Origin of the sequence: Onishia taeanensis (assembly GCF_003268885.1) — a bacterium.
Classification (GTDB): Bacteria; Pseudomonadota; Gammaproteobacteria; order Pseudomonadales; family Halomonadaceae; genus Onishia; species Onishia taeanensis_A.
This window is the reverse complement of sequence record NZ_QLSX01000001.1, coordinates 513,504-527,646: the sequence shown is the minus strand read 5'-3', so window position 1 is coordinate 527,646 and position 14,143 is coordinate 513,504. Positions and strand designations below refer to the sequence as shown.

Annotated in this window: 14 protein-coding genes; 13 read left to right on the top strand and 1 reads right to left on the bottom strand. The window is 57.7% G+C overall.

Annotated elements, in window-relative coordinates:
- Positions 1-7: 7 nt before the first annotated feature.
- The 12 genes from BCL93_RS02545 (at position 8) to BCL93_RS02490 (ending at position 11,987) form a co-directional block, all read left to right on the top strand.
- On the top strand, positions 8-1,687 hold the full coding sequence (locus tag BCL93_RS02545; protein WP_112053520.1) for an AMP-binding protein: 1,680 nt from the start codon (positions 8-10) through the stop codon (positions 1,685-1,687).
- A gap of 14 nt (positions 1,688-1,701) precedes the next feature.
- A complete protein-coding gene (locus BCL93_RS02540; RefSeq protein WP_112053519.1) occupies positions 1,702-2,460 on the top strand; it encodes an SDR family NAD(P)-dependent oxidoreductase in 759 nt (252 codons plus the stop codon).
- A 299-nt stretch (positions 2,461-2,759) separates the two neighbouring features.
- Complete coding sequence (locus BCL93_RS02535) at positions 2,760-4,577, top strand: acyl-CoA dehydrogenase C-terminal domain-containing protein (protein WP_112053518.1); 1,818 nt, start codon at positions 2,760-2,762, stop codon at positions 4,575-4,577.
- 199 nt (positions 4,578-4,776) lie between these two features.
- Positions 4,777-5,394 (top strand): cell wall hydrolase, encoded by a 618-nt coding sequence (locus tag BCL93_RS02530; protein ID WP_112053517.1) that lies wholly within the window; start codon positions 4,777-4,779, stop codon positions 5,392-5,394.
- A gap of 433 nt (positions 5,395-5,827) precedes the next feature.
- Positions 5,828-6,904: an HTH domain-containing protein gene (locus tag BCL93_RS02525; RefSeq protein WP_112053516.1), complete on the top strand. Its 1,077-nt coding sequence runs from the start codon at positions 5,828-5,830 to the stop codon at positions 6,902-6,904.
- A 51-nt stretch (positions 6,905-6,955) separates the two neighbouring features.
- Positions 6,956-7,435: a DUF523 domain-containing protein gene (locus tag BCL93_RS02520; protein WP_112053515.1), complete on the top strand. Its 480-nt coding sequence runs from the start codon at positions 6,956-6,958 to the stop codon at positions 7,433-7,435.
- A gap of 286 nt (positions 7,436-7,721) precedes the next feature.
- Positions 7,722-8,993 (top strand): PIN-like domain-containing protein, encoded by a 1,272-nt coding sequence (locus BCL93_RS02515; RefSeq protein WP_112053514.1) that lies wholly within the window; start codon positions 7,722-7,724, stop codon positions 8,991-8,993.
- A gap of 31 nt (positions 8,994-9,024) precedes the next feature.
- Complete coding sequence (locus BCL93_RS02510; protein ID WP_112053513.1) at positions 9,025-9,507, top strand: hypothetical protein; 483 nt, start codon at positions 9,025-9,027, stop codon at positions 9,505-9,507.
- Positions 9,508-9,648: 141 nt separating this feature from the next.
- Complete coding sequence (locus tag BCL93_RS02505) at positions 9,649-10,191, top strand: YaaC family protein (protein ID WP_112053512.1); 543 nt, start codon at positions 9,649-9,651, stop codon at positions 10,189-10,191.
- A complete protein-coding gene (locus BCL93_RS02500; RefSeq protein WP_112053511.1) occupies positions 10,095-10,676 on the top strand; it encodes a YaaC family protein in 582 nt (193 codons plus the stop codon). The genes BCL93_RS02505 and BCL93_RS02500 overlap by 97 nt, the downstream gene beginning before the upstream one ends.
- 104 nt (positions 10,677-10,780) lie before the next feature.
- Positions 10,781-11,287, top strand: a complete 507-nt coding sequence (locus BCL93_RS02495) for a hypothetical protein (RefSeq protein WP_112053510.1) — start codon at positions 10,781-10,783, stop codon at positions 11,285-11,287.
- Between the two features lie 331 nt (positions 11,288-11,618).
- Entirely contained in the window at positions 11,619-11,987 is a 369-nt protein-coding gene (locus BCL93_RS02490; protein WP_181463012.1) for a GFA family protein, read from the top strand.
- Positions 11,988-12,085: 98 nt separating this feature from the next.
- Here BCL93_RS02490 and cobO read toward each other — a convergent pair whose 3' ends face one another.
- Positions 12,086-12,685, bottom strand: a complete 600-nt coding sequence (cobO, locus tag BCL93_RS02485; RefSeq protein WP_112053508.1) for a cob(I)yrinic acid a,c-diamide adenosyltransferase — start codon at positions 12,683-12,685, stop codon at positions 12,086-12,088.
- A 160-nt stretch (positions 12,686-12,845) separates the two neighbouring features.
- Between cobO and BCL93_RS02480 the strand changes: the two genes are divergently transcribed.
- Entirely contained in the window at positions 12,846-14,102 is a 1,257-nt protein-coding gene (locus tag BCL93_RS02480) for an NAD(P)/FAD-dependent oxidoreductase (protein WP_112053507.1), read from the top strand.
- Positions 14,103-14,143: the final 41 nt, after the last annotated feature.

Sequence of the window (14,143 nt, the reverse complement as noted above, 5' to 3'; positions counted from 1 at the left end):
GCTCAACATGACAACATCGCGCCAGCCGTTTCAGTCCCCCAATACGGCCTTTTCGTTCGATGAGACGCCCTTTTCGTTTGATGAAAGCGTGGCCCGTCTCGATGACCATCGTGACGGCCATCTCAATGCCTATGAGGCCTGCTGCGGGCGCCAGTTGCGTGCCGGTCGCGGCGACGTTACGGCACTGGTGCACGAGTCCGTCGATGGTCAGGTATCGCGCTTGAGCTATGCCGAGCTCGATGCCCAGAGCGCTCGGCTGGCCGGCTGGTTTCAAGAACGGGGACTGGGCGTCGGTGATCGCATCGCCAGCATGCTGCCGCGCACGCCGGCACTGTTGATCACCGTGCTGGCCACCTGGCGCATTGGCGCCGTGTACCAGCCGCTGTTCACCGCCTTCGGGCCGGATGCCGTCGACTACCGCCTGTCGCGGGCCGACACGCAGTTGGTGATCACCGATCATGCCAATCGCGCCAAGTTCGATGGCCTGTCCCGGTGTCCGGCGGTGATGTGCATAGAAGGCGCCGATGCCGAGCACCCAGAGGATCTCGACTGGCAGACGGCTATCGGCCATGAACCGATGACCGCCACGCCGCCGCGCCTGAGCCGCGATGCCCCCTTCTTGCAGATGTTTACGTCTGGGACCGTCGGCAAGCCCAAGGGTGTGGCGGTGCCGCTGGCCGCGCTACCGGCCTTTGCCAGCTACATGGAGCTGGCCGTCGGGCTGCGCGACGATGATCGCTTCTGGAACATGGCCGATCCGGGCTGGGCCTATGGCCTGTATTACGCCATCACCGGCCCGCTGCTGCTGGGCGGTACCACCCATTTCTGCGAGGCCGGCTTCACGGCCGAGGGCGCGCTTGCCTTCATGCAGCGACATGGCATTACCAACTTCGCCGCCGCGCCGACCGCCTACCGGCTGATGAAGGCGTCGGGACTGTTCGATGATGCCCACCGCGACCTGTCACTGCGGGCAGCCAGCTCCGCCGGCGAGCCGCTGAACACCGAAGTGGTGAACTGGGTTGAAAAAGCGCTGGGCTGTGCGGTGATGGACCACTATGGCCAGACTGAGACCGGCATGACCTGCTGCAACCATCACGGCCTCGAACACCCGAAGCATGTCGGCGCCATGGGTGTGCCGATGCCGGGTTATCGTCTGGTGATACTCGATGCCGAAAATCACGAACAGCCGGCGGGCGAGCCCGGCGTGCTGGCAGTGGATATCGCCAACTCTCCAGCACACTTCTTCGCGGGCTACACCTGGCAGGAAAAGCGGCCGTTCGTCGACGGCTATTATCTGACCGGCGACGTGGTGGTGCAGGCCGAGGACGGCACCTTCCAGTTTGCCGGCCGCGACGATGACATCATTACCACGGCCGGCTACCGGGTCGGTCCCACTGATGTCGAAAATACCGTCATGACCCACCCGGCGGTTGCCGAAAGTGCCGCCGTCGGCCAGCCCGACGAGATCCGTGGCGAAATCATCACGTCTTACATCGTGCTGCGCGAAGGCTTCGAGGCCAGCGAGCAGTTGGCCGACGAGATTCGTCAGCGGGTGCGCGAGCGCCTGTCGACTCACGCCTTCCCAAGGGTCATCACCTTCATCGAAGAGCTGCCGAAGACGCCCAGCGGCAAGATCCAGCGCTTCAAGCTGCGTGCCCAGGCAGCCGACGACGCCCGCGCGTCATAAACCGGAGAGAGACCATGCAAGTCACTGGAAAAACCTTCCTGATCACCGGCGCCGCCTCCGGGCTCGGTGCTGCCACCGCCGAACGCCTGGTCGCCGGCGGCGCCCGAGTGGTGCTCTGCGACCTGAACGACGCGATAGACGAACTGGCCGCCGGGCTCGGCGAGGCCGCCACGGCCTGTCGCGGCGATGTGACAAAGGAAGCGGATATCCAGGCCGCCGTCGACCTTGCCCTGAATACGGGTGGTCTACACGGGGTGGTGCACTGTGCAGGCGTGGTCAGCGTGGCCAAACTGCTCGATCGAGAGGGCAACCCCGCCGACCTCGCAGGCTTTACGCGCACCGTCGAGATCAACCTGATCGGCACCTTCAACGTCCTGCGGCTGGCCGCTGCCGCCATGGCCGATAACGCCGCGGGTGAAGATGGCGAGCGGGGGGTGGTCATCACCACCGCCTCGGTGGCGGCCTTCGACGGCCAGGTGGGCCAGGCCGCCTACAGCGCTTCCAAGGCCGGTGTGGCGGGCATGACCCTGCCGCTGGCTCGTGAGCTGTCGCGTCACGGCATCCGGGTGATGAGTATCGCCCCCGGGGTCTTTGAGACCCCGATGATGAGCGGCATCCCCGAGGATGCGGTGGCCGCGCTGTCTGCCGCCGTGCCGTTTCCCAAGCGTCTGGGCAAGCCCGCGGAGTTCGCGAGTCTGGCCGAGCAGATCATCACTAACGTGATGCTTAACGGCGAGGTGATTCGACTAGACGGGGGGATTCGCATGCAGTGAGCCATTCACTTGCCGTGAGGCCTCGGCGCGATCCGGGCTCGCTATCGGTTTTCTTTCTTCTTTCTTATTGCCTGTCGCCGGCCGCTTATGCGTCCGGCGGCTTTTTTTGTCGTACCTAACGTGTTGATGGTCATGTATCCGACGCTCATCCCGTCGGCGCAGCCGCTGGGGCTCGACCATGGTGGCAGATCATTATTCAAACGATCGCTTGACTACAGGCGGGTAGTTGGATAGTTTCAAACACATGTTTTAATCCTTCGGCAGCGGCCGTGTGGATGATGTTTTCAGGAGTGTGCGAGATGCCCGACTACCAGGCCCCCCTGCGCGACTTGCGCTTCGTGATGGACGAGCTGCTGGACTTCCCCGGCCACTACGCGCGGCTGCCGGGCGGCGAAGACGCCACGCCGGATGTCGTCGGCGCGATTCTCGAAGAGGGCGCGCGCTTCTCCCGCGAGGTGCTGCTGCCGCTCAACCAGAGCGGCGATCGCGAGGGCTGCCTGCTGGAAGGCGGCGAGGTCAAGGCGCCCAAGGGCTTCAAAGAGGCCTACCGCCAGTACGTCGAGGGGGGCTGGCCGAGCCTTGCCGCCGAGCCGGAATTCGGCGGTCAGGGCCTGCCGCATTCGCTGGGCATGGCGCTCTCCGAGATGACCTGCGCCACCAACCTGGCCTGGGGCATGTACCCGGGGCTCTCCCATGGCGCCGCCGATGCCTTGCGCCACCACGGCAGTGACGAGCAGAAGGCCACCTACCTGACCAAGCTGGTCGAGGGTGTCTGGACCGGTACCATGTGCCTGACGGAGCCTCACTGTGGCACCGATCTGGGCCTGATCAAGACCCGGGCGGTGCCGGCCGATGACGGCGGCTATGACATCAGCGGCACCAAGATCTTCATCTCGGCGGGCGAGCATGACCTGGCCGAGAACATCGTGCATCTGGTGCTGGCCAAGCTGCCCGACGCCCCGGAAGGCTCAAAGGGCATCTCGCTGTTCGTGGTGCCGAAGTACTTGCCAGAGGACATGCCGGATGAAAACGGCAACCCGGGCGCGCGCAACGGCGTCTCCTGCGGATCGCTTGAGCACAAGATGGGCATCCACGGCAACGCTACCTGCGTGATGAACTTCGATGGCGCCCGAGGTTATCTGGTGGGCCGTCCCCACAAGGGGCTTTCCTGCATGTTCACGATGATGAACGTGGCCCGCATCGGCGTGGGTATTCAGGGTCTTGGCCTAATGGAAGCGAGCTTCCAGAATTCGCTTGGCTATGCCCGCGACCGCCTGCAGATGCGTGCGCTGTCCGGCGCGAAGGCGCCGGCCAAACCCGCCGACCCGATCATCGTGCACCCGGATGTGCGGCGCATGCTGCTGACCCAGAAGGCCTTCGCCGAGGGTGGGCGGATGCTGGTGATGTACACCGCGCAGCTGGTTGACCTGGTCGAGCACGGCCAGGACCCGGCGGAGCGAGAGCGGGCCGAGACCCTGCTTGGCCTTTTGACACCGATCGTCAAGGCGTTCCTCACCGAGGTCGGGTTCGAAGCCACCAACGAGGGCGTGCAGGTGTTCGGCGGCCACGGCTTCATAAAGGAATGGGGCATGGAGCAGCTGGTGCGCGATGCGCGTATCACTCGGCTCTACGAGGGCACCACCGGTATCCAGGCCCTCGATCTGTTGGGTCGCAAGGTGCTGATGAGCCAGGGCGAGACCCTCAAGGTCTTCACCAAGGAAATTCACCAGTTCTGCAAGGCCGAAGCCGATAATCCGTCCCTTCAGGAATTCGTGGCGCCCCTTGCCAAGCTCAACGCCGAATGGGGCGAGCTGACCATGGGCGTGGGCATGAAGGCGATGAATGATCGCGAGGAGGTCGGTGCCGCCAGCGTCGATTACCTGATGTACTCGGGTTACGTGACCCTTGCTTACCTGTTCGCCCGCGCCGCCAAGCAGGCCCAGCAGGCGATTGGCGGCGAGGAGGACGCCTTCTATCGGGCCAAGCTCGATACCGCGCGCTTCTTCTATCAGCGCCTGCTGCCGCGCACCCGTGCCCATGCGGAAATGATCAAGGCCGGCGGCGCCTCGCTGATGGCGATTTCCGCCGAAGACTTCGGCCTCGGTTTCGAGATCTGATCTACACGACAACGGTCTCTCTCGGTCAGGCGCTCTGACCACCTTCCACGGCGAACCTCGGTTCGCCGTTTTTTGTGGGCGAGGCATTTTGTGTAAGCTAGCCGTTTTTGTGGATTATCCGCACCGATACCGTGGAGTATTATCGGTCGAGGAGCCCTGTCGGCATGGCGCCGCGGTGCTGCATTGAGGAGGTTCACCCATGTACCAGTCAGTTCTGGTGCTCTGCCTGGTGGTGCTGATGACCGCAAAGCCCGTCATGGCGGCGGATAGCGAGCAGCTAACCCGCGAGCAGAAGTCCACGATCGCCCAGGATAAGGCGGAATTGATCGAGCAGAGCATCGTCGACGGTGGCAGCGAGTCTCGCCCCGACCCAGCCGTGGCCATCACTCGTCCCGGCATCAAGGCGGTGGACCCGTTGGGGGCTTCGCCCCTGGATGATGCGATCACCTGCCTTGCGCGTGCTGTCTATTGGGAGGCCAAGGGAGAAGGCACCGATGACATGGCCGCCGTTGCCAATGTGGTGATGAACCGACTCGCTGATGCCGGTTTTCCGGACACCATCTGTGGCGTGGTCAAGCAGGGCGGCGAGCAGGGCTACTGTCAGTTTTCGTGGTGGTGCGATGGTCGCGGGGATGATGTCCAGGAGCCGCAGCGCTATGCGATCGTCAAGGAGGTCGCGCGCCAGGCACTCAATGGGCAGCTTTCGGATCACACCGGCGGGGCGATGTTTTTCCATCAACGCACTATCCTTCCCTATTGGGCGGCGGATTTCACCGAAACGGCCAGCATTGGCGATTTCATCTTCTATAAGCCCTGATTCTTCGAGCTCTGGTTTTACAAGCCCTGGTTTTACAAGCCCTGGATTTACAACCCACAGGCAACCTGCGCCGATTGACGGGCAGCCACAGCCTAGGCCCCTTCGCTGACAGTATGGCGTCAGGCGGGTGTTGTTGATTTTTTTTTACGGCCATCCCTTCGTTTTTTGACACTTGCTGCTAGTCTGTAAGCGTTCGCGCTCCCGGAAGGCTAGGAGGCCTGTGAGAGCGCGTATCAAGGACGCCATGTCTGGGGCTTACTGCATGACCCAAGAACCGACACCCGTGTCGATATTGCTGGCCGCGCCGTGCTGACAGGCTGTGCTGCCAAGTCGTGCTGCCAGACAGTCCTTGCATCAGGCCTTGAGCCATCCATCGTTGAGCAACCTGCCCAGAAGATGGCGCCAGTGCCAGCAACCCGAGGAGACCAACTACATGTCCCGTAAGACTCGCTTGCAGGATATTGTCCGTGTAATGCGCCGCCACGAGGGTCCGGTGAGCGGCACGACACTGGCCGAGACGCAGGGCATCTCGCTGCGCACCCTGTATCAGGATATCGCCGTGCTGAAAGCGGTAGGTGCCGACATCGAGCATGTCCCCGGCACCGGCTATACGTTGGCCCCCGGGGTGCTGCTTCCGGCGCTGATGCTGACCGACGAACAGCTCGATGCGTTGGCGCTGGGGCTGGTTAAGGTCGAGGATGCGGCGGGCCCGCTGGCCGCTCCGGCCGCACAGCTGCGTGACAAGGTGTCGGATGCTCTACCCGATGATCAAGCGCAGCGCCTGACAGGCCTCAAACTGGCGGGCAACGATCAAGGCGCCGTCGGACAGGACGCGGCCAGCCAGATCAGCGAGGGGCCCTGGGGCAGTGATCGCGGGGAAGGGGCGGCGACAGACGAGCTGGTCTTCTATACCCATCCCTTGTCGCGGGGAAGCATCGTCCACTGGATGCTGGAGGAGCTTGGCGTAGCCTATCGCATGGTAGTGCTGGATTACGGCACCTCGATGAAAGCCGCGGACTACCTGGCCATCAACCCGATGGGCAAGGTGCCGGCGATTCGCCACGGCGATGTAGTGGTTACCGAGACCGCCGCCATTTGTGCCTACTTGGCCGATGCCTTCCCCCAAGCCGGGCTAGCGCCGCCATTGGCGTTGCGGGGCGACTACTACCGCTGGCTGTTCTTCGCGGCTGGGCCGCTGGAAACCGCCGTCTCGCTCAATGGCCTGCTGGGAGTCCATCCGGACGAGCGTCAGCAGATGCAGCTTGGCTGCGGCAGCCTTCAGGCGGTGCTCGATACCCTGGCAGGCGCTGTTGCGGGCAAGCGCTATATTGCCGGCGACACCTTCAGTGCCGCGGATATCTATGTGGGGGCTCACCTGAGCTGGGGCCTGCAGTTTGGCTCCATCCCCTGGCGGCCCGAGTTCGAGGCTTACTGTGCTGGCCTTAACCAGCGCCCAGCGCGCCAACGCTGCGAGGCCTTCCTCCAGCAGGCCATGGCTCAGGGGGCCTGAGGCGGTAAATGAGATTCCCATGCGCCGGTGTGGCATGGCAGGCTAGCGCTTATGGAAAAGCTACTGATCAGTGCCTGCCTGCTCGGCCAGCCGGTGCGCTACGACGGCGGCGCCAAGGCGCTGCATGATCCCACCTTGGAGCGCTGGCGCCGGGAAGGGTGCCTGATAGCCGCCTGCCCCGAAGTACAGGCCGGCATGAGCACTCCGCGGCCTCCAGCCGAGATTCAGGGCGGCACAGGCGCCGCGGTGCTGGACGGCACCGCCCGGGATGGCGAAGATGTCAGCCAAGCCTTCCTAAGCGGCGCCGAACAGGCCCTGGCGCTGTGTCAGCAGCATGATATCCGCGTCGCCATTCTCACCGAAGCCAGTCCCTCATGCGGCAGCCGCACTCTCTCCGACGGCAGCTTCACCGGCCACCGCGTGCCCGGCCAAGGCGTGACAGCCGCATTACTCGAACGCCACGGCGTGCGGGTCTTCAGCCAGTTCGAACTCAAGCAAGCGGAACGGGCGCTGCAAGACAGCCGAGCGTGACCATCGTCGGCGTTGTGCCTTTATAAGCGAAAGGCTATGGTCGGACCGAGGGTAAGCAGCGTCGGCGTATGATGGAGACATCACCCCATGAATGGCTTCTTACGACCCAAAGCGGCCCTGCTGGCAAAGGCAGCATGCACGTTTATTGGTGTTATATAGCCACGTCAACAAAATACACTGAAAAATCAATGGGTTGATGTGGCGGCATAATAATGTTGAACGCGCGCGCTCGTTCAAGTCAATAAACGAGCGCGCTGTCTAATACCTGTTCAATGTAGGAGTATCGATGAAAGATTTGTTCCCAGGACACTTTAGAGAATCTCAAGAAGGCCTAAGGGGAGTATGGGATTCAGCTATTTTTGTGTTTGATGCAAACATACTGCTCAATTTGTATCGATACTCAGATGCTACGAGGAGTGAGTTTCTCAGTTTGCTGGAAAAAATAAAGGATAGGGTATGGTTGCCACATCGAGCTGCTGAAGAATACTTAAATAACCGATTATCTGTAATAGGTCAACAGGAGCAATCTTATGATTCGACGGTTAAGTCTATTAACAGCCTTAAAAGTGATTTAGACAATGCTAGACAGCACCCTTTTGTAAATGCACAGACAATGCGAAAAGTTGATTCTGTATTTAATAGCCTTTGTGAGGAATTGTTGCGTAACAAAGAAGTTCATACAAGGCGAATATCGAATGATGAAATAAAAGATTCAATATCAAAAGTATTTGAAAACAGAGTGGGGCGGCCTTTTGATAAAGAAAAGCTAGAGAAGCTTATTATTGAAGGTGAGGAACGCTATAGACAGAAAATTCCACCGGGATTTAAAGATGGTTCAAAGTCTAAAGATACTGAAGTTTTTACTGAAAAATGTCGAGAATTTGGCGACCTAATAGTTTGGAAACAAGTTCTAGAGCATTCCATTGAAGTCGACAAAGGTATCGTGCTTGTTACAGATGATAAAAAAGAAGATTGGTGGGAAAAGTTTAAAGGAAAAACGGTTGGTCCTCGCCCTGAGTTGGTAAAGGAATTTAAGGATAACGCTAATAATACTTTTCATATGTATCAAGCGGATCGATTCCTTGAGCTAGCCAGAGAGAATTTGGGTGAGCAGGTTAGCCCAGAGATTGTTGAAGAGATACGTGAAGTTAGGCGCCGAGATAGAATGGCGATTAGGAAAATGCAAGAGTATGAGTTACTTAATCGACAAAAATCCAAGATTAGTCATATGATGCAAGAACTTGAGCACACTCGTCATCAAATGATGAAGCATGAAAGTGAGATGGCTTCTCTTCAGGAAAAGCGTCATATGTTAGACGCTGAAAGGATGGAGTTGAGGAAGTATAGAGAAAGCTATTCAGAGGATGAACGTGAATTAGATATGGAGACATTCATGCATCATCATTCAGATATAAACGAGAAATATCATTTGGTAAGAAGCCGGCTGGAAGAATCAAAAGACAGGTATCAAGAGATGCAGCAGCGAACAATGAAGCTTGAGCATGAGCTGGCTCGTCACATGAAATACATTGAACAAGAAAATGCAGCAGACTCGTAAACTCGCTGCTAATTTTGGCGTTAGGAGTCATATGAAATCGATTGAGAAATGGGCTGATCGTGTTTATGCCGAGAATGATTTCGGCAGAAGTCTTGCCACGTCACTTTCAGGATTAATCGGTTTAGTCGTCTATCTTTTAACGAATGATTGGGTTATTGCAGCTTTTTCTACAATAATTTCTTTCCCAATTATTCGGCTTGTTTCAACCGGTATAAATGAGAAAATCGAGCGCAATAAACAACGAAATATTAGCAAAGAAAAATCTCTTAATACATACAAGAAGTTCAGCACTGAAGAGAAAGAAGTCATCGCATCATATGTAAAATCCGGTGGTAGTGTTTTAACCTGGGGGCAAATGAATAACGAGGCTGTATCGTCTGCGGCTGTAGAGTCATTGATTCAAAGAGAAGTGTTATGGGCGTCAATGAGCGCAGACGGAATGAGGGAGACATTTGCATTGGATTCAGAGATATTTGATATTGCAAATGAGCAACATACCAAACAAAACTCCTAACAAGTGCATCTTGCCGGATTTGGGTAAGCTGTCACCTGTTTTGCAAAAACACGCAAAACAGCCGCCATTTCACCCAAGCCGCAAATGCAAGCGTTATGCACTGTGAGCATCGTAAAGCAAGTTTTTCATTGAGAGGTATTCATGGTAGAAGTAGAAGAGAAATATGGATTTCCTCTATTTGCTAGACCGTCATCCGTAGTAAATCTAGGTAAAAACGAAAAGTTAGTAATTTCAGATATATGGTCTTTTTGGGACTATGTCATTAAGAAAGCTTCAACAGATAGAAAGGGAGAAGCATTTCTTCGGTCTTTGCTTGATCAGGCAAAACATTTTTACCAAAGCGCAGAGGGGAGTCCAGTAAAAAGTCAGCCGCTTCTCTATTATTATTCATGTCTTAATCTTTCTAAAATTATGATCAACATTCGCGGTACATTTGGACCTTCTAAAATGTATATGCATGGAATGAAAGAAGATCATAAACATAAGTTCATAAAATCAGAAATAGTAAAGCAGAGACAGAAGCAACAAATAGTACAAGTAGCACATGAGTTGGTTTCGTTGTTCGACCCAGGAATGGCGACGGGTGAATTAACACTAAACACCAAAATATACTTAATCATTGTGTTGGTGTTCATCGAGCATATAGTGAAATCTATAATCAGCCCGAAATTTTCGTTCGCGTAAGAGAACATGGTCTGTATAAGCATGGCAAGGAACTAATTTTTAGAGCAACCCTTCAATGTAGCTCATCGCAATCAACAGAATTGTCTTCTAGGGGATACAATATTTCTACAGATGAAGATGGAAGCACCATATACACAGAGTTTATAATCATGACTAGCTATCAACCTAAAAGGGCTGATTATGCTGCCTTGTCTAGACAGATAAAAGATAAGGGGGTCTGGTACTTCATAGGAAGTGGCGGCTATACGATGTATCTATCTACCTGCCCGGACAACAGATACAGCCAAGAGTCCATCATTTACATGATGATGTTTTACTTAGGTTCTATTACTCGTTATCATCCATATATGTTTGACAAGATCTTCTCTGACAAAGAGCAGTGGCTAATGAGTGAGTTTCTAAGCACTCAACCGAAGCAATTCTTGTATTTGGCAACTGCAAACGTGCTTGGTCAAAGTGTTTTGAAAGCCTATGCTAGTTTCTAAGCGCATAGCAAGGCCAGTCACGGCGACGTCTACTACATCGCGGCTTCGCCACCATTCTGTAGCCGCGCATGCTGGCAAGCGTTATGCATCCATTTGGAGTATCAATGGACTATTTATCAATAACTGAAATTTGGAAGTATCTAAAATGGCTTCCAAAATTTATCCTCAGGCGGCTTTTCAGCAAGCAGCGCTTGGCCGACCTCGTCCTCATCGATGTGCAAGCAAGGCACGAGTCTGTTCGTGTAGATCTTGGAGAGGTGTCGACCTACACCATCTGGTTCCAGATCATCAATATGACTCCTTTTGAAATTGAGCTTGATCGAGCAGAGTTTGATTTTATGTGCGCTGGAGCAAAAATCACCAAGCAATACATAAAGAAAGAAAGGTTTAAAGCCGGGCAAGTGGCTTCCTTTTTTATTGAAGGTGAGATTTCTTCCCCGAAAGCAGACCAAATCGCTCGCTTGCATGATCAGAACCGCTCTTCGATTTCACTACATTGTGAATTTAACTGTGGGCTTCATGATTTCTCAAAGACCCGCAACAACTTGGATGGAGTCAATGTCCATTTCCTCAATGTTCAGGATCGAAGGCAACGCCTGGAACATGCATAACCAATGCAGGCACGGCGACGCCCATTACATTGCGCCTTTGGCTCCATTCCATAGGCGCGCATGCTGCAAGCGTTAATATCAGCGAAGTATCAACGACCGCTCTTGGCCGGTAGCCGCCAAACTCACCTAAACGCCGGGGCGCTTCGATCGTGAAGCGGCCCGCTTTGCTCTCGACTTCCAGCCCTCTTTGGGCGCATTTCCACTTATTGTTGCCGCCTGGCGAGGGGGGACGGTCGGAGATGGTCGCGGTCGGCAAGCACGGTGTTGGCTGGTAGGGCGCTGCCGGTCGCTGTCACACTGGCAACATCATTGTTAACCAATGGAGCTCATCATGAGCAACGGACCCTTTTACCAGGGCGGTTGTGGTTGCGGGGCGGTGACGCTGATGGCCACCGGGGTGCCGCTGGGCGCGGCACACTGCGATTGTGTCGATTGCCGCGGGGCGGATGGCAGTGCCACCGGGTTGCTGTTCTGGCCAGAGGTGTCGGTGCAGTTCGCCGGCGGCCTCGATGAGCTAGAGCATCATCGTGCGAGGCATGGCGGCGATCAGCTACGCTGCCGGCGCTGCAAGGAGTGGGTGCTCGCTGTCCATGAGAAAGCCGGCATCATTGAGCTGCCGGCTGGGGTGCTGCCCGAGATGACCGAACCTGTGGCTGATGGTGCGGCTTTTCTGGACCGGCTCGGCCATCGTCGGCGGTAAGTCTCTGGTCGGTAAGCTTCTGGTCGTTCAGCCCTGTGTAGCGCCGAGGGCCTGACGCGCTAGCTCGGCGCTTATCTCGGCGGAGAGAAAGTCGTGGCTCAGAAATCGATGCCGCGGCGTGCCTTGAGCCCCGCGTTGAAGGCGTGGCGAGTCTCCTGCATTTCGGTCACCGTATCGGCCATGGCCACCACCTCGCGGTTGGCGTTGCGGCCGGTAATGATCACCGTCTGCTCCGCCGGGCGGTTCTCGAGTGCGGCAATAACCTCGGCGCTGTCCAGGTAGCCGTACTTCATCATGTAGGTGATCTCGTCGAGCACCACCAGGTAGACCTCGGGGTCCTCGAGCATGCGCTTGGCTTCCTGCCAGACTTCCTGGCAGGCCTTGGTATCGCTCTCCCGGTTCTGGGTGTCCCAGGTAAAACCGGTGGCCATGATCGCGACCTCGAGGTTGGCGTCGTCGTTAAGCCGCTCGCGCTCGCCGCATTCCCATAGTCCCTTGATGAACTGGATCACGCCGACCTTATAGCCGTAGCCCAGCGCGCGGGTCACGGTGCCCCAGGCGGCAGTGGTCTTGCCCTTGCCGTTACCGGTGAAGACCATCAGCAGGCCGCGTTCTTCGGTGGCGTTGGCCACCTTGTCGTCGACGTGGGCCTTGAGTTTCTGCATCGATTGCTGGTGGCGTGTATCGCGATCGGTCATGGGATCTCCGGCGGGAAATAGGAAGTCCTCAAGCTTACGCGAGCCATGCCATGGCGTCAGCTGTCCCTCGGGAAGCGGTCGGCATGGCAGGCGTCGGCATATGCTCTAGAATGGAGGTCCGGTTAGTGCCGGTTGTCTTCCCTCAAGGTCAGGAGTTTGCATGTCCAAGGAACGTGATGTCAGCGATACCATCGTCCTGGGGGCCGGCATGGTCGGCGTGTCGATCGCTTACCACTTGGCCAAGCGGGGGCGTTCGGTGGTGCTGGTCGATCGCCGGGAGCCGGGCCACGAGACGTCGTTTGGCAATGCCGGCATCATCCAGCGCGAAGCGGTGGCGCCCTATCCCTTCCCGCGGGATGCCAAGACCCTCATGCAGGTGGTGCCCAACCGCCGCGTGGATATCCGCTACCGGCCCAGCGGCATGCTGGAATCGGCCAGTTCGCTGTTTCGCTATTGGCAGAATTCAGCGCCGGGCCCCTATGCGCGAATTCTGCCCGAATACGCTTCGCTGATCGCGCTGTCGACTCAGGAACATGCACCGATGATCGAGGCGGCCGGGGCAGATGCCCTGGTCAGCCGCGACGGCTGGCTGGAGCTCTATCGCACCCCCGAGGCCTTCGAGGCGCGTCTGGCCAAGGTGGCCCCCCTGGCCAAGCGGTTTGGCCTCACCTATGACCGGCTCGATCGGGCAGCGCTCGCCGAACAGGAACCCGACCTGTCAGACGAGATCATCGGTGCGATTCTGTGGCGCGACAGCTGGACCGTCGCCGATCCCGGTGGCCTGGTGGCCGCTTATGCCGAGGCCTTCAAGGCGCTGGGCGGCAAGGTGGTCAAGGCAAGCGTCGAGTCGGTTGCCCAGAGCGCTGATGGCTGGCAGGTGGAAACCGACGCTGGTTCTCTGGAGGCCGGTGAGCTGGTGATGGCCATGGGCCCCTGGTCCGGCGACTGGCTGAGTCGTCTGGGCTACCAGTTGCCGCTGTTCGTCAAGCGCGGCTATCACATGCATTACGCCCTGCAGGAAGGGCGTGCGCTCAATCACTGGGTCATGGATGCTGAGGTCGGCTATCTGCTGGCGCCGATGCGCGCCGGCGTGCGCCTGACCACCGGTGCCGAACTGGCGAACCGGGATGCCGCGCCGGCTCTGGATCAGTTGGACGCGGCCGAGGCGGTGGCTCGCAAGCTGGTGCCGCTGGGGGCAAGGCGCGACGACACGCCCTGGAAGGGCGCTCGCCCCTGCACCTCGGACATGAAGCCGGTGATCGGCCCGGCGCCGTCACACAAGGGGCTGTGGTTTGCCTTTGGCCATGGCCATCAGGGCTTCACGCTTGGGCCGGCGACCGGGCGTCTGCTCGGCGAGCTGATGGATGGCGAGACACCCGCCATCGATATGGCGCCTTTCCGAGCGGATCGCTTCTAGAGAGTGCACGGGAGAGTGCGCGGGTCGGCTGGCGACCGCTG

Excerpts from the sequence above, each read along its gene's own strand:
- BCL93_RS02545 (WP_112053520.1), top strand. The coding sequence starts at position 8 with ATGACAACATCGCGCCAGCCGTTTCAGTCCCCCAATACGGCCTTTTCG.
- BCL93_RS02540 (WP_112053519.1), top strand. The coding sequence starts at position 1,702 with ATGCAAGTCACTGGAAAAACCTTCCTGATCACCGGCGCCGCCTCCGGG.
- BCL93_RS02535 (WP_112053518.1), top strand. The coding sequence starts at position 2,760 with ATGCCCGACTACCAGGCCCCCCTGCGCGACTTGCGCTTCGTGATGGAC.
- BCL93_RS02530 (WP_112053517.1), top strand. The coding sequence starts at position 4,777 with ATGTACCAGTCAGTTCTGGTGCTCTGCCTGGTGGTGCTGATGACCGCA.
- BCL93_RS02525 (WP_112053516.1), top strand. The coding sequence starts at position 5,828 with ATGTCCCGTAAGACTCGCTTGCAGGATATTGTCCGTGTAATGCGCCGC.
- BCL93_RS02520 (WP_112053515.1), top strand. The coding sequence starts at position 6,956 with ATGGAAAAGCTACTGATCAGTGCCTGCCTGCTCGGCCAGCCGGTGCGC.
- BCL93_RS02515 (WP_112053514.1), top strand. The coding sequence starts at position 7,722 with ATGAAAGATTTGTTCCCAGGACACTTTAGAGAATCTCAAGAAGGCCTA.
- BCL93_RS02510 (WP_112053513.1), top strand. The coding sequence starts at position 9,025 with ATGAAATCGATTGAGAAATGGGCTGATCGTGTTTATGCCGAGAATGAT.
- BCL93_RS02505 (WP_112053512.1), top strand. The coding sequence starts at position 9,649 with ATGGTAGAAGTAGAAGAGAAATATGGATTTCCTCTATTTGCTAGACCG.
- BCL93_RS02495 (WP_112053510.1), top strand. The coding sequence starts at position 10,781 with ATGGACTATTTATCAATAACTGAAATTTGGAAGTATCTAAAATGGCTT.
- BCL93_RS02490 (WP_181463012.1), top strand. The coding sequence starts at position 11,619 with ATGAGCAACGGACCCTTTTACCAGGGCGGTTGTGGTTGCGGGGCGGTG.
- cobO (WP_112053508.1), bottom strand. The coding sequence starts at position 12,685 with ATGACCGATCGCGATACACGCCACCAGCAATCGATGCAGAAACTCAAG.
- BCL93_RS02480 (WP_112053507.1), top strand. The coding sequence starts at position 12,846 with ATGTCCAAGGAACGTGATGTCAGCGATACCATCGTCCTGGGGGCCGGC.